The organism is Lacicoccus kunmingensis DSM 17847 (assembly GCF_059568765.1).
The window spans coordinates 74,252-93,139 of sequence record NZ_JCANUC010000002.1 but is presented as its reverse complement, the minus strand read 5'-3'; the positions used below and the strand labels follow the sequence as shown (position 1 = coordinate 93,139).

Annotated in this window: 24 protein-coding genes; 19 read left to right on the top strand and 5 right to left on the bottom strand. The window is 41.3% G+C overall.

The annotated features are described in order from the left end of the window. Window positions 1–2 precede the first annotated feature (2 nt). From BO48_RS02880 to BO48_RS02855, 6 genes are read left to right on the top strand one after another with little or no spacing between them, the layout of a single operon-like run. The gene (locus BO48_RS02880) at window positions 3–737 is read left to right on the top strand and encodes a hypothetical protein (protein ID WP_496365932.1); all 735 of its coding nucleotides are present in this window, start codon (window positions 3–5) and stop codon (window positions 735–737) included. Beyond that, on the top strand, window positions 734–4,786 hold the full coding sequence (locus tag BO48_RS02875) for a phage tail spike protein (RefSeq protein WP_496365931.1): 4,053 nt from the start codon (window positions 734–736) through the stop codon (window positions 4,784–4,786). Before BO48_RS02880 ends, BO48_RS02875 begins: the two co-directional genes overlap by 4 nt. 12 nt (window positions 4,787–4,798) lie before the next feature. Next, a complete protein-coding gene (locus BO48_RS02870) occupies window positions 4,799–5,116 on the top strand; it encodes a hypothetical protein (RefSeq protein ID WP_496365930.1) in 318 nt (105 codons plus the stop codon). Then, a complete protein-coding gene (locus BO48_RS02865; protein ID WP_496365929.1) occupies window positions 5,117–5,302 on the top strand; it encodes a hypothetical protein in 186 nt (61 codons plus the stop codon). Window positions 5,303–5,304: 2 nt separating this feature from the next. Continuing rightward, window positions 5,305–5,664, top strand: a complete 360-nt coding sequence (locus tag BO48_RS02860; protein ID WP_496365928.1) for a hypothetical protein — start codon at window positions 5,305–5,307, stop codon at window positions 5,662–5,664. 28 nt (window positions 5,665–5,692) lie between these two features. After that, complete coding sequence (locus tag BO48_RS02855) at window positions 5,693–5,824, top strand: hypothetical protein (RefSeq protein WP_496365927.1); 132 nt, start codon at window positions 5,693–5,695, stop codon at window positions 5,822–5,824. Window positions 5,825–5,848: 24 nt separating this feature from the next. Here the strand turns inward: BO48_RS02855 and BO48_RS02850 are convergent, their stop codons facing one another. Beyond that, entirely contained in the window at window positions 5,849–6,094 is a 246-nt protein-coding gene (locus BO48_RS02850; RefSeq protein WP_496365926.1) for a hypothetical protein, read from the bottom strand. A 123-nt stretch (window positions 6,095–6,217) separates the two neighbouring features. Between BO48_RS02850 and BO48_RS02845 the strand changes: the two genes are divergently transcribed. The 7 genes from BO48_RS02845 (at window position 6,218) to BO48_RS02815 (ending at window position 9,821) form a co-directional block, all read left to right on the top strand. Next, window positions 6,218–6,499, top strand: a complete 282-nt coding sequence (locus tag BO48_RS02845; protein ID WP_496365925.1) for a hypothetical protein — start codon at window positions 6,218–6,220, stop codon at window positions 6,497–6,499. A gap of 16 nt (window positions 6,500–6,515) precedes the next feature. Beyond that, window positions 6,516–6,977: a hypothetical protein gene (locus BO48_RS02840; protein ID WP_496365924.1), complete on the top strand. Its 462-nt coding sequence runs from the start codon at window positions 6,516–6,518 to the stop codon at window positions 6,975–6,977. Next, on the top strand, window positions 6,937–7,233 hold the full coding sequence (locus BO48_RS02835; protein WP_496365923.1) for a hypothetical protein: 297 nt from the start codon (window positions 6,937–6,939) through the stop codon (window positions 7,231–7,233). The genes BO48_RS02840 and BO48_RS02835 overlap by 41 nt, the downstream gene beginning before the upstream one ends. Window positions 7,234–7,300: 67 nt before the next feature. Continuing rightward, on the top strand, window positions 7,301–7,438 hold the full coding sequence (locus tag BO48_RS02830) for a hypothetical protein (RefSeq protein ID WP_496365922.1): 138 nt from the start codon (window positions 7,301–7,303) through the stop codon (window positions 7,436–7,438). Next, window positions 7,422–8,258: a M23 family metallopeptidase gene (locus BO48_RS02825; RefSeq protein ID WP_496365921.1), complete on the top strand. Its 837-nt coding sequence runs from the start codon at window positions 7,422–7,424 to the stop codon at window positions 8,256–8,258. The genes BO48_RS02830 and BO48_RS02825 overlap by 17 nt, the downstream gene beginning before the upstream one ends. A gap of 287 nt (window positions 8,259–8,545) precedes the next feature. Further along, entirely contained in the window at window positions 8,546–9,370 is an 825-nt protein-coding gene (locus BO48_RS02820; RefSeq protein ID WP_496365920.1) for a hypothetical protein, read from the top strand. Window positions 9,371–9,548: 178 nt separating this feature from the next. Beyond that, entirely contained in the window at window positions 9,549–9,821 is a 273-nt protein-coding gene (locus BO48_RS02815; RefSeq protein WP_496365919.1) for a hypothetical protein, read from the top strand. A gap of 91 nt (window positions 9,822–9,912) precedes the next feature. Here the strand turns inward: BO48_RS02815 and BO48_RS02810 are convergent, their stop codons facing one another. The 3 genes from BO48_RS02810 to BO48_RS02800 all read right to left on the bottom strand — a co-directional run bounded on the left by BO48_RS02810 (window position 9,913) and on the right by BO48_RS02800 (window position 11,659). Then, a complete protein-coding gene (locus BO48_RS02810) occupies window positions 9,913–10,098 on the bottom strand; it encodes a hypothetical protein (protein ID WP_496365918.1) in 186 nt (61 codons plus the stop codon). A 264-nt stretch (window positions 10,099–10,362) separates the two neighbouring features. After that, the gene (gene rpsD / locus BO48_RS02805; protein WP_496365917.1) at window positions 10,363–10,965 is read right to left on the bottom strand and encodes a 30S ribosomal protein S4; all 603 of its coding nucleotides are present in this window, start codon (window positions 10,963–10,965) and stop codon (window positions 10,363–10,365) included. A 223-nt stretch (window positions 10,966–11,188) separates the two neighbouring features. After that, window positions 11,189–11,659 (bottom strand): GAF domain-containing protein, encoded by a 471-nt coding sequence (locus BO48_RS02800; RefSeq protein ID WP_496365916.1) that lies wholly within the window; start codon window positions 11,657–11,659, stop codon window positions 11,189–11,191. A gap of 105 nt (window positions 11,660–11,764) precedes the next feature. Here BO48_RS02800 and BO48_RS02795 point away from each other — a divergent pair, with 105 nt between their 5' ends. The 3 genes from BO48_RS02795 to thiI all read left to right on the top strand — a co-directional run bounded on the left by BO48_RS02795 (window position 11,765) and on the right by thiI (window position 15,856). Then, a complete protein-coding gene (locus tag BO48_RS02795; protein WP_496365915.1) occupies window positions 11,765–13,459 on the top strand; it encodes a septation ring formation regulator EzrA in 1,695 nt (564 codons plus the stop codon). Between the two features lie 70 nt (window positions 13,460–13,529). Next, the gene (locus tag BO48_RS02790; protein WP_496365914.1) at window positions 13,530–14,657 is read left to right on the top strand and encodes a cysteine desulfurase family protein; all 1,128 of its coding nucleotides are present in this window, start codon (window positions 13,530–13,532) and stop codon (window positions 14,655–14,657) included. Then, entirely contained in the window at window positions 14,654–15,856 is a 1,203-nt protein-coding gene (gene thiI / locus BO48_RS02785) for a tRNA uracil 4-sulfurtransferase ThiI (protein ID WP_496365913.1), read from the top strand. The genes BO48_RS02790 and thiI overlap by 4 nt, the downstream gene beginning before the upstream one ends. A gap of 21 nt (window positions 15,857–15,877) precedes the next feature. On the opposite strand, the gene BO48_RS02780 is transcribed toward thiI, so the two are convergent. Then, complete coding sequence (locus tag BO48_RS02780; protein ID WP_496365912.1) at window positions 15,878–16,678, bottom strand: NAD kinase; 801 nt, start codon at window positions 16,676–16,678, stop codon at window positions 15,878–15,880. Between the two features lie 86 nt (window positions 16,679–16,764). Here BO48_RS02780 and sppA point away from each other — a divergent pair, with 86 nt between their 5' ends. The 3 genes from sppA to tpx are packed head-to-tail and all read left to right on the top strand — an operon-like array spanning window position 16,765 to window position 18,846. Beyond that, window positions 16,765–17,769 carry a signal peptide peptidase SppA gene (sppA, locus tag BO48_RS02775; RefSeq protein WP_496365910.1) on the top strand — a complete coding sequence of 335 codons (1,005 nt, stop codon included), beginning with the start codon at window positions 16,765–16,767 and terminating at the stop codon, window positions 17,767–17,769. Window positions 17,770–17,780: 11 nt separating this feature from the next. Beyond that, window positions 17,781–18,374, top strand: coding sequence for an RDD family protein (locus BO48_RS02770; RefSeq protein ID WP_496365909.1), 594 nt, complete (start codon window positions 17,781–17,783; stop codon window positions 18,372–18,374). After that, window positions 18,349–18,846, top strand: coding sequence for a thiol peroxidase (tpx, locus tag BO48_RS02765; protein ID WP_092985636.1), 498 nt, complete (start codon window positions 18,349–18,351; stop codon window positions 18,844–18,846). The genes BO48_RS02770 and tpx overlap by 26 nt, the downstream gene beginning before the upstream one ends. Window positions 18,847–18,888: the final 42 nt, after the last annotated feature.

Here is an 18,888-nt window from a genome sequence, read left to right as displayed (position 1 = left end):
TATTGAACTTTTCGTACAATGGTAAAACAGATGATTTATTTGCAATTCAAGAAGGGTTTGTGTTCCCTTCTTTCACGAAAAATGTACAGTATCGAGAAACAACGCATTCAAATTTAAGAAATAGAATCAGACATATTTACCAGCCGTTTGATTTTGAAGTGCCTATCATTTTAACGACTGATAATAATAGAATAACGAGAGACGAAGTTACAGACAGATTAAATAGATTGTTGATGGCAGATGGTCCGTCCAGATTCGAACCGGAAGATACTGATTGGTATTTTCTCGGAGAATTTGGCGGACCTTATTACATTCCGCCGTTTTTCGATAAGTTTACAGAAATACAACTGCAATTTTCTAGTCGGTACTCACACAAATTCTACGACATCGAGCGCACACAAACCGCAAACAAAACAGTCACGATCAACACGAAGTCACAATTGCCTGTCACGCCGTTAATCGAACTCACAGGATTAACGGGTGACGACGTTCAAGTGTCCATATCCGGCGACTCGTTCAGGCGCATCCGTCTGACGGGAAACCTGCCGTCGAATTTAACGATTGATATCCCGAATGAACGTATCTATGAGACTAATAGCGGACTGGATAGATTGAATCTATTACGCTTTGACAGTGCATTCGAGGATTTCCGTATCGAGGATAGTGATGTGGTTGTACTGACGAACAGTGGTGAGAACGCACAAGCTCGGCTCACGTATAAGGAGTTGCTGCTATGATTTATTTCTTGAATAACGATTTAGAGTTACAAAAGATTGTGACGAGCGAGAATATCAACAGAGCACAACACGAAGATGAAATGAACAACTTAAAAATGATGACTCTTGAAATGGATTTGGCTTATGCTAAGTCCTTTTTAAATGACGATATCGACCATTTCGGTTACTACGTCAAGGATAAATTCCACGTTGATAAAATCCGACGTGTGGAAGAATCTCACGACGGAGAGACCGTTACGATTATCGGGCATCATATATTCTTTAGTGACATGATTTATGGCCGTTTAGTCGAGGATGTCCGCCCTGAAAATCGGGATGCGGCGTTTATCCTCAATCAGACGATTGGTGCAAACACCAGATGGCATCCGGTCATCACAGACACGACGGGTATTTTAAGTACGAACTTCTACTGGACGACCCCAATGGAGGTTGTCGAGTTTGTGGTCGAAAACTTCCGACTGGAATTTGAGCCGGAAATACTATTCGACGGTCAAAAGGTCAACGGCTTAAATGTCCACTTTAAAAAGCGTCTGGGCGAGGATAAGCCAAAACGAGTTGTATTCGGCCCGAACACACCATCATTACAATATGACGTGGACTACAGCGAGATTGTGACGAAGTTAGCTGTCCACGGTAAAGGTGAAGAAGTGGGCGACGGCTACGGCAGGCGGATTAATTTCAGCGACCGGAATATCAACCGTAACGGTGTTATCTCACCGCTTGGCAGTCGATACCTCGAAGACCCGGATATTACAGCGAACTACGGAAACTTTGACAATGAGCCGAAACATGCGAACGTCATATTCGAGGACATCGAGAACGTCAATGAATTGATTGAAGCCGGCATAGAGGAGTACGAACGGGTATCACGCCCACAATATATCTTTACAGCCACGGTGGCTGACATCGGCAATGTGAACATCGGGGATAGCGTACTGATCGTTCGTAGAGAGCACGGCATCTACTTCCGGGCGAGGGTGCATAAAATCAGCGTGGACCTACTCAATCCACAAGATGCTGAAGTGGTTTTAGGCGATTATGAACACTTTAAGGAAACGAAAGTGGAACGTTCTGCCCGTCGTCAAAGAGAAAGCAATGAAAGGGCGGTCAACAGTCGAATTACGCAGTTGAAAAACGCCTTTGATGCCCGCTTTGACGGCGAAGTGGCGCAGATGTGGGAAGATTACGAACAGGCTTTAATCGACGCCTATGCTGAAATTGCGGCGGCGGAACAGCGGATGGTAGATGACTTTGAATCTTTTTCCGACCGACACGAAAGTCTAATCGACGACTTGCAGATTAATATCTTGGACATAGACGATGAAATTTCCGGCATCAATGAGGATGTACTCGATATTGTCGGGCGCATCGATGATGTGGGTGACTCCATCGGAGATATCAACCAGTGGCAAAACGATGCACTGGCCAGATTCGGCACTGTTGAATCGGATTTAAGCGATACAAGGGATGACTTGCAAAGTCAATTGGATGATGCGAAAGCGAGCATTGACGGCATTGAGGTTGGGGGACGGAATTTAATTATAAAGTCCGGCATAACGAACGGTTATGTCATAAACGCATCAGGCGCTGTAGGAAATTCCAACACGCATAAAATAACAGATTTCATACCGATAAAAGCAAATACAGAATATATCTTTTCTGCTGAACAGACTCCAGAAACAGAGCGTGCCTATGAAAACTTGAGAATAGGTTTTTATGACAATGAGCGTAATTTTTTGTTTGTTATTTTCATAGGTGACCCAGATAAAAAAGGCGAGGTGTTCACTGCACCTGAAAACGCACGCTTTACAAGAATATCGGTAGGGAATTATCCGGTCGATTTAATGTTGATGAAGGGTAATGTGCTGATGGACTACCAACCCGCCCCCGAAGACACCGAAGCTAAAATCACCACGCTCAATCAGCAAATCGAATTTATCGACGGCCAACTCGAAGCCAAGCTCAACCGTACGGAAATCGAGCCGATACAGAATAAGATAACAGAGTTTGATACGCAGTTAGAAGCCGATGCAGAGTCCATCAGCTTGCTCCAAGAGAAAACAGAACTACACGACGATGACATCACACAATGGAGTAACCTTACGGAATCCACGGCGGAGGAATTGACACGTACCCTTAGCAGAGTGAGTGGCACGGAAAAAGGCCTTGAATCGGCACAGACGGAACTGACAGCCACGGCAGACGGCTTGTCCGCGTTAATCACACGCACAGACGGGATTGACACGGATATTGTGAGTATCAATACGGACATCACAGGCATTCAAACGACCGTCTCCAATTTAGATGAAAATTTAACGGGTGAGATGTCGAGGATTGACCAGTCCGTAGACTCTATTAGCGCGCTTGTTTCCAACATCGAAGAGGATTACGTCACACAAGGACAGTTTGAAGTCGAATCGGGTATTATTGAGGCTTTAGTGAGTCGGGTGGGCGAGAATGAGACGGATATCGGGAACTTATCCATCAGCTATGACGACATTACCGCAACCGTGGCCTCGTTGGACAGCGAACTCAACTCGCAAGGCGCACAGCTCGGGATTAACACCGACGCCATTACGAGTAAGGTGTGGCTGACGGATGTTTCAGAAATCGGCACAAACCTGATTCCAATGAGCGCAAACGCTTGGGAAAAGGGTGGTTTTTGGACGACCGGCAATCCAAACAACAACGGTGATGGCATCCGATTGATAAATCCGATTCCGATTGTGGAAGGCGCGAGATATACGTTCCATGACAATTCGGTGAGTCTATCTCGGATTGGAGAAATTCGGATTTTTGTTTACAGAGGAGCCGCAATGCAGACATACCGTCTGGTTGAAAGGGGCGGCGAAGTTTCGTTTGATGCAGATGGCGATAGAATTTACGTATCGTTAGAACCTTTGAGCGGTTTTAATATCGGCCCGGAAATGATGGAACATATCGAAGATAGGATAAACATGAAGTTGGAATTCGGAGACACTGCCACACCGATTGTCAGAGCGTTGAGCAGAGTTGAGCAATTGGCAGATAGAATTAATATGCGAGTGTTTGAAGAACTGGACGGGGCGTACGTCACTCATTCTGAATTCGAAATGGAAGTGGATGCCATTCGTCAATCCGTGTCGAGCCTGGCGGACATTGACGGCAGTGAGTTGATTCAGCAGTCGGATATCATCGTCGAGGCCGATAGAATTTTAATCGGCTCACAACAAATCAGCAGTTGGCGGATGGCATCGATTATATCCGTCAATCCGACAGCCGTCGATGTTATTACGGAAAGCATGAATATATCTGCGGACATGAACGTGGCTGGGGATATTAGAGCGCTGTCACTCGATGCAGTTAGAGGAGACATCAACCACATCGTTACAAATTATTTGGATGCAGATGTAATTGATGCGGATCACGTCAAGACGTCTCACGCTTTGATTGACAAGATATTTGCGAGTAATGCGTATGTGACGACGTTGACTTCTAAGTCTCAATTTACGAGAGATATACAGGCGATTGAAATAAACACAAACCAATTGAACATGACAACATTGTTAAACTCCGCAGGACAAGTTGAGGGTGGTTATCGAATAAAACGACCGGACGGGTTCAACATAATAAACAACGGCATGCCTCAATGGGATTTTTCTTACGCAAGTACCGAACCTAGATTTTACGCGGCTGGCGTAGGCATCACAGCGACGTATTATACAACGAGCAATAGCCATTACACGACAGCAGATGCGACTTATTTTCATCATACGACGAGGTACGTGAATATTAGAGGCTACGCTTATATGCACCGACCTGGCACGTTCCCTGTTTATGGAGGAAATGTGAGGTTAACTACATTCAGCGAGTCGCCGAATATTTCATCAGCTGCATACGTCAGTCCGAGCGAGGACTCGCAGAGCAACCCGTATTTTATAGATTTAACACTGGATTTGGGAAGACCCACGGGAAAATTAAGACAACTGTACACTCAAATGAGAGTGAGTGACTCCGGGGGTAACGACAACATCAGATTCAGGCGCTTGATGATGCGATTTCATGGTTAAAGGAGGATTTATATGGAGTTTATTATTCTTTTTAAATATGCAGAAGATGAAGATTACTATTATCCAGTTCAAGCGGGCAGAGGTGTAGTGCCTAATGAATCTTACGACAAAGTGTTACCTGTGGAGGAACATGTCGCCTATCAATTTCACAAGATATTTTTTCAAAATGGTAAATTACAAGTTAAAAAAGAATATAAAGATGACTTTATGGACGAAAAAGAGTATTTTAATTATTTAGATGAATATGAAAACGAAGATAGTTTCGGGGGCACAGGTGCGCTCATTAAAGAAGAAGATGCGAAACCAAAAATTACAAAGGTGGAGTTTTAAATGGAAAGAAACTACAAAAAAGAATTTGCGCTGCTGATGAAGAGATACAGCGAAGCACAAGAATTGGCGATTGCCTATCAGGCGCTTTATGATGATACGTTGAAAAGGTTGCAAGCGTATGAAGACACACCATCATCAGACGACGTAGAAGAAGTTGATGAAGCACAATATCAGGAGGTAGAATAATTATGGCAAATCTAACAGACAGAACAGACAAGTATTATGTAGCGAAAGTAAGTCAGCGTAACCGCACAGTCGAATTTATGAACGTGAGTAATATTTCAGGTGCGATTAGTTACCGCAGCGAGATGGAGGGGGGAAGTTATGAGGATGCGTCTACTGCAAATAGAGTGGCAGCATATTTAAATAACATCTACAAAGAGTTAGGATTGGACATCTACTGCTATAGAGTGTCATCCGCAGAAAGCAATGTCCACACCATCGCAAACGCCCCAGACGAATATAAAGCAATCGTCAGAGAGTATCTAGGTGTGGAAGAGGATGAAGAAGAAGAGGAAGAAGAAGAAGAGGAGTCTACTGAAGAGTAGGCTCTTTTTAATTTAAGGAGGGATAGTTATGGCTACATTAACAGTTTTAAGTGCTGGTGGAAAAAATGAGTTTAAAACCGTAGTAGATGAAAAAGGCAGTAAAGTGATTCAGTATGATAAGGACGGTAACGAAATGGTTATATCTGAGTGTAATAAATAAACCGCCTGTATGGCGGTTATCGAATCACATATCAAAATAATATACGCCATCTTTTTCTACTACTGGGTGTGTCGATTCGATGGTGTTAATATCAGATTTAGTTGTAGTTCTCATTGATAAACCATACGGATAATTATATTCCATAATAATTTCATCCGAATTTTGTTTTATCAATTTTTTATCAACTTCTGATAGAGGTAAATCTTTTGGTAATTTGATATTGATATGCGGTCCGCTATGTTCAAATTTGTATGGATATTTATTACTCATCACTATTCACCTCACTTTCTGTAATTTCAATATTACCAGATTGTAGGTGTGGTGTTTTAGTTATCATGTGACTGCTGAGAAGTAGCCACTTTTTTTAATTTAACAAAGTGGGGTGGTGCGAATGTGATTAAACAATTTTTAGATAAGGTGGAGGACGTGGCTCTGAGGGCAATGTTCAGATACATCGACAGTAATTTGGATAGTCATGATCATCGATTAAAAGAACAAAAAAAAGATATCAATCAACTAAAAGAAGACTATAGAAAAATTGAAAGCGTCGAAAAGGATGTTAATAAAATTGTTGAATCCGGAGCAGAAACGCGAAAGTTGATTAAAAAAGCAAGTATTACAGCTCTTGTGGGCGGGATTGTTACATACATCCTCGCGCAGCTGGGTTTCCTGTAGGAGGTGATGATTAAAAATGCGAAAACCAAAATGGAATGAAATCGGATTGATGTTTTTTACGGCTTACATGTGGTTCACGTTGACCGTAGATCCCAACTTATTTTTTGACGGCAGCACAAACAAAGCAGACAGCGTATATGCGACATATATACAGATGGTGGGGAGTCAGCAAAATTTGGCGTGGATCAGCTTGACCGTCTCAGTATTATTTTTCCTGGCGTTGTTTACAAAGCGATATGCAATTATCATCACCGTCCATATCATCGGATTGATATACTACTTTTTTATTACAGCGAGTTTCCTGATCAACTATCCCAATGTTGCTTTTGGTGTCATGAGTCTGGTTTCAATCCCACTATTTATAGAAATCTTGAATCAGGTTGATGAAAGCGAAGAGCATAAGAAAAATAAAATACTTGAAAAGGAGGGCGAAGCAGATGAACAGAGAACAGAAGACAGTAGACGAGACGAGGATTGACCAGGAGGTGCAATCTGACAAAAAGAAGGGGCTCATCAACCAGTTTGCGGGTATGCTCCTGGCATTCTCAGCGTTTGCCGGTTTGGTGGGTTACCAGGTCGAGTGGCTCACCGAAGAAGTGATTAACTCATTCGCAGTATTTCTATATGCTGCTGCCGGTTTCGGTTATACCTGCTACACGATTTACAAAAACCATTTTTCCGGTAAGAAAGCACAGAAGCAAAACAAGAAATTAAAAGAAGAAGGTCTCAAATAAGGCAACTATTCGGAATTCCGAAGGGTTGCTTTTTTTTATGCAAATTTAAATAAAAGGAGCGATTGAAATGAGCAAAGAAAAAGAAGTCGAAAACATGAAACCAGACGAAAATCCATATCTGGAAAAGCCGGATACATTCGACCCGACAGAAAAGAATAAAGATGAGAAGTACGGCGGAGGTGGCGACGATGGCAGTAAAAAATAATCTTGTCAATCAATTTATGATTAACGGATGGCGGATGACTTCTGACCCCACTAAACAACCCGGCGGATTTGGCGTCCGTCAGCTGTATGCATACGGCGCAAATGTGGATGCTTATTGTAATGGTGTGCATGCAGCCTTTGACTGTGCGAAACGACACGGTGTAAGGATCGGTAGCCCGGTCAACGCAGTCGTATTGCGTGGTACTGGGTGGAATACATTTGGATGGACAACGGTCCTCGGCTTTATTGACGGACAAGGCCATGCGAGACAATTGATTTTAGGTCACCTGAATAAAAATCCTCTGAACTTTCTAAAGGTCGGACAAGAAATTAAAAAAGGCGATTTAGTCGGACATCAAGGCACATCTAATAACTTAGGTGTGAGTATGGCTTCTCATTTGCATGTTCAAGTGCAAAACTTCGCATCTTTAAACGCGTGGAATTTTACATGTGTCGGTTTAAATCCTTACAATATTGATGTTTCAAATACAAAACCAGCATTCAGCGGAACAAAGCCTAATTCATCCAGTAGTACAAAAAAAGCTAGCAAATCAAAAACATTTAATGGCCGTCAAAACAGACCGCTCTCATCCACGGCTTATGCAAAAGGTACTGTCGATAGCTTGGGCGCTCAAGTTAGAAACCGCAGTGGTAATAACTTTAATCGGAGAGCGGGTTACGATATTCAACCGGGCGCCACCGTTTATATCTTCCAACAACGCAATGGCTGGTTGAAGATTTACACTGGTAGAAGCTCCGGTCATGGCGCAAATGATTGGATATGGCACGAACGCTTTAGACCTCAACACGTTTATAAATAATAACGATCATTCTTTAAAGGATGTGATGTGTATTAGCGTTTAAATTATCGTTTAGGAGCAAACGCAAATAACGTAAAAATAAAATTAAACCACAAATTATTTTATGTAGATTCAACTTCAACTTTTCTCAAAAAATAACCGCCACGGGCCTCGTATCCCTCACTGGCGGTTTACATAAAAAGAAGGGTGCAAAAATTTCTTATTCCCCTAATGTTTCTTTACACGTAAATTATCGCCTTTAATTGCTAATCAATAACTGGTAATATTTAGTTAACATATTTGAGAGAGTGATAGTTATTAGTAATTACAGAAGGATAAACAAGGTAGCGGTAGAATATAAAAAGATTGTTGATAGAAAACATAAAGATATGTGGCACCTTGTAAAATCATTAGAGTTTTCATGTAAATGGCATAAAAGATATGTAGATGATAGAATTCCAAAACATTATGATATGTATAAACCGGGTTCTTTAATATTCGTTGATTTTGGTATAAATATAGGTAGTGAGTTTTCTAAGCCTCATTTCGCAATTACTCTTAATAAAAATGACAACAAAAGAAATGGGAATATAACGGTTATCCCACTCACTTCTAAAACTAATAATCATGTGTTAGGAATTAATGATTCAATATTTAATAATACCATCAAACATTTAACTAGTAATTTAACCAGCATTGATGAAAGTGTTAGTAAATATAGAAAAGAACTATCTGAAACAAATAAACAAATTGTCAAAACAGCAAAAGATTTTTCTTTAAATACTGAAGATAAGACTGCTGTTGAACTATGTTTAGAAATGATTGGTAATGTTGATGAATTCGAGGATGATGCACAAAAAATAATTAATGATCATACAGAAGATTTATTGAAAAATTTAGGGAGAGTACAAGCGAAGTTGACAGAGCAAAAGAAAAGCAGAGAGTTAGTAAAAGATGTATTGAAACAGTACAATAAGTATGATAAAAAATCATTTGTAGCATTTAAAAACATACAGACTATTAGTAAGCTTAGAGTGAAAAAAATCAATAGATTTGACCCTTCAGGTTCTATACAGATAGCTAAATCAACGTTTGAAGATATTAGAGAAATCACTTTAGATTATATCTTTTGATTGTATTTTATATAAATTAGTAATATAATAAATATTACAAAGAGCAATGAGACTCTAGATATTTATAATTTCAATAGGGGTTTTGACCCCAGTACGAACGTTATGACCCCTTTTGAGGGGTCTTTTTTATGTTCCCTCACCATTTATATTCTGCTATATTTAAATCGGAGGGGATGAAATGAAACAAGATATAACAAGTGAGTACAAACAATTGTTTCCTGAATTGTTATCAGATTTAGACGAGTTTGACATTAAGATGGAAGAATCGATTTATGTTGTAAGGGGATCTACACAGAAAGTAATACATAACGAATCAGGTCAGATAAAAATTTACGCGCCAATCCTTGATTACTATTTGTACTTGGATGATATAGAAGAAGGGGAGAAGTGTGAAAGGATCGCTGCTGGAAAAGTGCTACTGGAAATGGCGGATATGAGTTTGTATAAATAGTGAGTATGTTATAATTAAATTACAATATTGAACTTCTATATATAATTGATTAAACCCCTCACGGCTGGAAACCGGAGGGGTGTTTTTGTGTTTAAAATATAAGGTCAATATCGTTCTCTTCTGTTTTATCATTCGGTGCAAACAACTTATACGTTTCATATTCAAACTTTAAGTCCTGATTAACGATCATTTTGTAGTACGTATCAAACCGCTCTTTATGTCCTCGTTTTTCTGCGCGATGTGCCTTTGAAAATAGTTCATGTCGCTTCTCATCCATTACATTTCCCCTTTATTTTATATTCCTCATTTATAATACTACGAATTAAACAAAAATAAACACCCTGGGCGGATGCTTAAACCATATAATATAACTCTTGCCCGAGTATTTTTAATTCAGCCCCAAAACGGCCCCAATTCAGCCCCAAATGAAAAGATAAATAGATATAATTAAACATTTTAAGCATTTGTAAAAAGGCATAAGAAAAGGCCTGCAAGCATTGATAAGTCAATGTTTACAAGCCTTAGACAAAATAAAACTCTATTATCTTGAGTAGTACTCAACGATAAGCTGTTCGTTGATTTCAGCTGGAAGTTCTGAACGTTCCGGGAAACGTACGAAAGAACCTTCCATTTTTTCGTCATCGAAAGTTAAATAATCAGGAATGAAGTTGTTCACTTCAACTGCTTCTTTAACGATGTCAAGGTTACGTGATTTTTCACGAAGACCAATTGTCTGACCTGGCTGCAGGTGGTATGAAGGGATATCCACACGACCGCCGTCCACTGTTACGTGGCCGTGGTTAACCAGCTGACGTGCCTGACGACGTGTGCGTGCAAGACCTAACTGATATACCACTGCATCTAAACGTGATGCAAGCAGAATCATGAAGTTTTCACCGTGAACACCTTTTAGTTTACCAGCGCGTTCGAAAATTGTGCGGAACTGACGCTCATTGATTCCGTACATATAACGAAGCTTCTGCTTCTCCTGAAGCTGAAGACCGTATTCTGAAATTTTCTTTCTTTGTGTCGGACCGTGGTCACCTGGTGCATACGGACGACGCTCCAACTCTTTACCCGTACCTGTCAGGGAGATACCAAGACGACGGGACTTTTTCCAAACTGAACCTGTAAAACGAGCCATAATGACTCCTCCTTATTGTGTTTTATTTATGCAATAAACATCATAAGGTAACAACCGCCCATATGGGTATATGATTTAAAGTGCCTTCGCCTCATAGCATTGGTTACGCAACACATACCAACTATCGGGAACCATATACTGGCATATAATGATTGTAAGCTACTTAATCCGTTCATTTACACAATAGCTTATTCTACATAATATATAGATAGAAGTCAAGGTGTTAAATGTAATTCTTTAAAACATCTACAAAAGCAATCAAACCGGCGCGGTCTTCTTCACTGAACCTCTCATAGAAAGGTGAATCGATATCAAGAACGCCGATCGGTTCTCCATCTTTATAAATAGGCACGACAATTTCAGATTTACTGTTGGCATCACACGCGATGTGGCCCGGGAATTCATTCACGTTATCAACGACGAAAACGTCATTGCCTCTGAATGCTGTGCCGCAAACGCCTTTACCGTTATCAATTCTTACACATGCCGGCAGTCCCTGGAATGGTCCCAGCACAAGCTGGTTGGATTTCTCTTCAAATAAATAAAAGCCGACCCAATTGATATCTTTCAAATAGAAATTGAGCAGGCTCGCAGCATTTGATAAATTTGCTATTCTGTCTGTTTCATCTTCGAGCAGGCTTTTCAAAGTCTTGTTTAATTGTTCGTAATCTGTAATATTTGTGGCTGTGAACATGTATAATCACCTTTATTCATCAATTTAATTATAAATTATATAATTATCTGTTTTTTGTTTCAAGCTTTTAGGCTATAATTAACTATATGTTTAGGAGGTAAGTGTATGTGGGTCTATATTCTTATCGGAATAATAGTTTTGATAGCGATAGCGGTGGCTATTGTATTTTATATCAGAAACACAAAATTAGAGGATTTAAATAATAAATCTCATCGGCTGGAAGAAGTTAAAGCACTTCCTTTTCAGGATGAGTTATTTAAAGTCAAAGATTTGAATTTACATGGTGAGGCAAAAGAACTTTATTCCGGGTGGCAAAAAGAATGGCAGTCTTCCTACAATGAATCGGTGGATGAGTCGAAATCATTGCTTGAAGACGCAAAATTGGATTTAACAAAGTTCAAGTTCAGTGACAGTAATGAGAAAGTGAAGCAGGCTGACAATACTATGGATTCAGTTGAAACCAAGTATGAGCAGCTGAGCGGAGAGATTAATGATTTGTTAGAGGCAAATGAAAAGGCCATGATTGCCCGGGCGGATGCTGAAAAGATTCATCGGGAAGCAAAAAGGGATGTACTTGCAAGTGCATATCAGTTTGGTGAGGCAGAAGGCCCGCTGGAAGAGCTTATTGACAGTTTTGAGCCGGAGATCAACGAGTACGACTTGATGAAAAATGCCGGTAACTATGTCAGTGCGAACAAACACATAGAAGAAGTGCACAGCGATCTTGTAACATTGAAGGAAAACATGGACGATATCCCTGTGCTGATCAGAGAAGTCCAAAAGGACCTGCCGGCGCAGTTTCAGGAAATCCGATTCGGCTGCCGTGATCTGAAAGCGGATGGTTATGATCTGGACCATGTCAGGGTGGAAAACAAATTATCAACATTAAAAGGTAAGTTGAACCTGGTGGAGCCGCTGATTTCAAGACTTGATCTCGACGAAGCGCGTAAAATACTGGATGACATCAACAATAATGTGGATGATATTCTGGAACTCATCGAACTTGAAGTGAAGGCGAAAATCAAAGTGGATGAGGACCAGCCGCTCGTCACAGACGAATTGTTCCATGCAAGAAATTCAAACTATACTCTCAGAACTGAAATCCATTATTTGAAAGACCAGTACTATATAAATGATACTGATATTCATTCTATTCAAAAATTTGAGCATGAAATAGAAAGTCTTGTGGACATCTATGATGAAATTGTCACTGAAATGTCCAAGACTAATGCGAGATACAGTGAAGTGGAAAACAGAATTTCTCACATCAAAGAACAAATCATTGAAATAAATGATGAACAGGAACAGATTCAGGGGCATCTGATCGACCTCAGGGATGATGCTGAAGAAGCACGGGAAAATGCATATTATATTCAGGATAAAAAAGAGAACATTTACCGTAAGCTGGTCGGTTCCAATCTGCCTGACGTCCCTGAGAGATTTGTCATTTTGAAAAACGATCTTGATATTGATTTAAGGAACATCGAACAGTACTTCAGTAAAAGACCTTTAAATGTCCAGTACATCAAAGATAAGGTCAATCAGACGATGGTGGAACTGAATAAGTTCGAACAGGAATCATTTGAACTGCTCCGTGATGCGGAACTGACAGAAGTGATGATCCAGTATGGCAACAGATTCAGAAGAGATGATCACGACTTTGATGCAGAAGCACGTGAAGCCGAAAGGATGTTCCAGGAAAGCAGATATAAGCGTTCACTGGAAATCATTAAATCAGCACTTGAAAAAGTGGAACCCGGCGCAGCGGTTAAAATTGAAAATGAATACGATGAAAAGTAGTTCTATAAGCAAGATGAAGTGACTTAGAATATTAATATTCTAAGTCCTTTTACATGAAAGGAGAAATTTGATGCATTATTTTGATAATGCTGCAACGACAAAGCCGGATTCAGAAGCGTTGAGGACATTTATTAAGGTGAATGAAAACTATTATTTCAACACTGCAAGCATCCATCGTGCGGGACGTGACAGCGAAAAACTGCTGGAAGCTTCAAGAAAGCAGGTTTTGGATATATTCGGGCTGAAGCATCATCACTGTGTGTTCACTTCAGGTGCAACAGAAAGTAATAATATCGCAATTCAGAGCACGCTCAACAGAAAGAAGAAGTTCGGCAGAACGATTCTCGTCAGCCAGCTTGAGCATCCGAGTGTGATTAACGTCGTGGATCATTACAAATCCGAAGGGTTCAACGTGAAGTTTATAAAAACGACTGACCATGGTAAAGTCGACCTGGATCATTTAAGGACGCTTATGAATGATGATGTGATTTTTGTCACTGTCATGGCTGTAAATAATATTGTTGGTGCCCTCGAGCCTGTTGAAGAAATTGCGGAGATTTTGAAAGAATACCCAAAGGCGCACTTTCATGTGGATGCAACACAGGCAGTCGGCAAAGTAAAGCTCAATTATGAAGCTGTTGACACACTCAGCATATCAGGCCATAAATTCCATGGCGTAAAAGGTGCCGGTGCATTGATCATTAAAGAATTGAAAACCATGTCACCCGTATTTTTCGGAGGCGGCCACGAAGGAAATTTAAGGAGCGGCACCGTCAATCTCCCCGCAATCGCTGCGATGGCAAAAGCATTGAGATTGAGCCATGAACATACAGAAGATAACTTTAATAAAATAGACGGATACAATCAATCGGTGAGGGATGCTCTGGAAGGTTACCGCTCAATCGTTATCCAGCCCGGTGACACACCGCATATATTAAATTTGTCGTATGTCGGTGCCAAAGGCGAAGTCGTTGTGAATGCATTGTCAGAAAAAAATATTATGGTTTCGACCACGAGTGCATGTGCATCAAAACTTGCAACATTGAATGAAACACTGACGGCGATGGGGCAGAGTGTGGACGTCATCAATGGCAGTATCCGGATTTCAATGTCGAAAGATACTGAGGAAAAAGATGTTACTATGCTCATAAAGGGACTAAAAGAGGTATACGAAGAAATAGGAGATGTTTTAATATGAAATACGATCACATACTGGTCCGCTACGGTGAGATGACGTTAAAGAGCAGAAACAGAAAAATGTTCGTCAGCGCGCTTCGAAAAAGGATGAACAGAGCACTCGCCGGTATGGATGTGCATATAAAAACGAATCGTGACCGGGCATACATTGTCATCAATGACGAAGATGCCTATGAAGTCATTGATAATTTGAAGCTCATCAGCGGCATTTTAAGTGTTTCACCTGTAGTGAGAATAGGTAAGACGGAAGAAGCGATGCAGGAAACGGCACTGCTGTTTGCGAATGATTTTGGTGCAGATAAAACATTTAAAATCGAAGTGAAGCGACCGGATAAAAAGTTCCACTTGAAGACGCATGATATACAAAATCTGCTCGGCGGACATATATTAGAAAATACGGAGCATCTGACGGTCAATGTCAAACAGCCCGACCACCAGATCACAACTGAAGTGAGGCTGGATGCAATCTATATGTATCATGACACTGTGAAATGTCTCGGCGGGCTGCCGCTGGGGACAGGCGGCAAAGCGCTGTTGATGCTTTCAGGCGGTATCGATTCACCTGTGGCGGGCCTCGATATAATGAGGAAAGGTGTGGAAATCGAAGCGATTCATTTCCATTCTCCGCCGTATACGAGTCCGCAGGCAACGGAGAAAGTTAAAAAGCTCGTTGATATCATGAGTGAACGGACAGGGTACGATATCAAACTGCACATTGTCCCGTTCACGGCACTGCAGACGACTTTATATGACCGGATACCAGATAATCTGTCTATGACTTCGACTCGGAGGATAATGCTGAGAATCGCAGAAAAACTGTCAGGAAAAATTGGTGCTGAAGCAATCGTCAACGGAGAAAACCTGGGACAGGTGGCCTCCCAGACTTTGACGAGCATGTATGCAATCAATGAAGTGACAAGCTTCCCGGTGCTGAGACCGCTGCTGACACTCGAGAAAAATGATATCGTCAATATGTCGAGACAGTTCGGCACATATGGAACATCAATCTTGCCTTTTGAAGATTGCTGTACAATATTCAAGCCGAAATCACCGAAGACGAAACCGTCACTTGAAAAGGTGAAGCATTTTGAAGAACGGGTCGACTTTGAACCACTGATTGAGAAAGCAGTGGCTGGTATTGAAACATATACACCGGATACAGAGAAAGAAGCCGGTACGGAATTCGAAGAATTATTATAATGTAAAAAAGAAACTTCCTGATTACAGGAAGTTTCTTTGTGTTTTATGCCAGAAAGTGTTGTTCGGCAGCCTCAGTGTCTTGATGATTCTGTCAGCTACACGGATTTGGACCTGCTCAGTGTTTTGCAGGCTGAGCGCTTCATTGTCCAGAGACATGATCGGATAATAATCTTTTTTCTTATCTATCATCAATGTAAGCGGACGGTCTTTATTCAGCAGAAAACTTGTGCCGAGTGTACGGTATTTGTTGTTGTTGACACTGGCAAGCTCCGTAACCTGTATGGCTTTCACCAGAGGGTCCACGACCGCACCGCCGAGAGATTTGTTGTAGCCTGTTGAACCGGTCGGTGTACAGACTAAAACACCGTCGCCATGGAACTGTTCAAATAAAAAGTCATCAATATAAATATCCATCATGATTGTTTTGACGATGCTGGAACGGAGTGTGAACTCATTCAAACAGAAGCTCGGCTGATCATCATTGATCTTCACTTCAATCGCAGGATAATTGCGCACCTCGGTCTCGTCGGAAGTGAGTGATTCTGTAATCAGATGGCTGTTTTTGTAATCGAAGTCGACATACATGTAATCATCTTTCTCGATTGCGATGCCGATATATACGCAATCATCTCTGAATCCGGTTTTTCTGACGGCCTGCAGGAAAGTGCCGTCACCGCCGATTGAGGCGATCAGGTCAGCTTCTTCGCTTGTTTTCACTGTTGTGATGCCGATGTTATTAAATACTTCTATCAGGTCTTTTCTGATTCTTTCTGTCTCTTTTCCAAAAGGGTCAAAGAAATAGACATTTTTAAACTTATTCATGCGTACCGCCCCTTAATTCTATTTGACTGTATCATCTATATGTTATCATAAAATTGGCATTGGATTAAATATTAGGGAGTGTTTTTATGAAGCGTATCATAGCGGCAGTCATTGCTGCCACGCTATTGGTTTTTGGGGTTTTCTTTTCAATTTTCACCAATTTATGGGCAAGTGATTTCCAAGAGACATTTGATCAGATTGCAGGCGGGGATTTCCCACCGTCCCAGATTGTTGAGCAGGGCGATCCAACCAGTCAGATTGCAATGATCAATATTGAAGGCACGATGGTGGATACAGGCAATCAGCAAAATGTTTTTGCACCTGAAGGCTATAATCATCAGTTGATCATCGAGTCACTGAAAGAGGTGATTGAAGATGATTCAATCAAAGGTGTACTTTTAAATGTAGATTCACCGGGCGGCGGTGTATATGAATCAGCGGAAATACATAAATATCTTGTACAGGCCAAGGAAGCCGGCAAGGTCATTTACAGCTCGATGGGCGGTATGGCTGCTTCAGGCGGTTATTATGTGTCCGCACCTGCCGACCAGATTTTCGCATCTGAAGAAACGATGACAGGTTCCATCGGTGTCATCATGCAGGCAATAAACTTCCAGCAGCTGGCTGAAGATCTCGGGATCGAGTTCAACAGTTATACCAGTGGTGATATGAAAGAAATGCTGAGTTCGACTAAAGACCCGAGTGAAGAGGAAGAAAGATATGTTCAGGGCATGGTGGATTCCATGTTTGATGACTTTGTACAAGTGGTTGCAGACGGGCGCGGCATGAGTGAAGACGAAGTGAGAAATGTTGCAGACGGACGCATTTATCTTGGCGAGGATGCAGTCGATAACGGACTTGTCGATCAGATCGGGCATATTGAAGATGCCACTGCAGCATTAAAAGAAGAAGTCGGCGGCAATCCGCAAATAATTGAATACGGCTACTCTAATAATTTCGCGAACATCAGCTTGAGTTATGGTGTTGAGAGCATCTTCGGCGAGATAACGGGTCAAAACGATATCGCGCGTGTTGAACAGCTGATCAACAACCGTCAGGGACTCCAGCCTATGTACCTGTATGACAGATAAGGAGGGATAATATGGAAAGTGCACAAAAAAATAATGTAAGATACCAGCCGGCAAAAAGTACTCTGGAAGATAAATTGGATTACATGTCCAGCGCATCTTTCATGAGCCGTGCAGTGGCATTTATAATTGATGGCCTGGCCATTTGGGGTCTGAGCCAGATTATCATTTATCCGTTCGTACAGCTCATAGGTATAGGGGATATCTATTTTCTGACACCGATGCTGAGCATCGCAAACATCGCTTCAGGCGCACTTTATTTCCTGTACTTTATACTGATGACGTATTTCGCACAGGCGACGCTTGGTAAGATGATTACAGGCATTACGGTGGTCAGCGTGAATTCCGAAAAGCTGTCTTGGTCCCAGGTGATATTCCGTGAACTTGTAGGACGCTATATCAACAACTTTTTATGGTATCTGCCTTATCTGATGGTGCTGTTCACCGAACGCCGTATCGGACTGCATGATTACTTTGCGGATACGTATGTGGTGAAGAATAGTTACTATCAGTATAAAAATGAAATTAAAGAGCGTATAATGAGAGATGAAGAAATTAAATATCAGGAGGATGATTTGTACAATGGTAGAAGTCACGTTTCAAGGTAATCCGGTCACAGTCAGTGGTAACGAAGTCAAAGTAGGAGATACTGCACCTGATTTTACGGTATTAAACAACAGTCTGGAAGAAGTGAGCCTTTCCGATTATAAAGGGAAGAAAAAATTGATCAGTGTGGTGCCTTCACTGGATACGGGTCTTTGCAGCACACAGACTAAAAAATTCAACGAGGATGCCGGCTCGGTGGACAACGCGGTCGTCATCACCATTTCAAACGACTTACCGTTTGCACAGGCAAAATGGTGTGCAAATGAAGGCATTGATAATGCAATTACTCTCAGCGATCACAAAGATCTGTCATTCGGCAAAAACTACGGTACAGTGATGGATGAGCTGAGACTTCAGGCAAGAAGTGTGTTCGTCATTGATGAAAATGATAAAGTCGTTCATGTCGAATACGTTTCCGAAGGTACGAATCCGCCGGACTATGATGCAGCGGTGGACGCTTTAAAATCTTTATAAGATATATTATAATGTTTGAAAAGGGACTGTTCGACCTCGGGC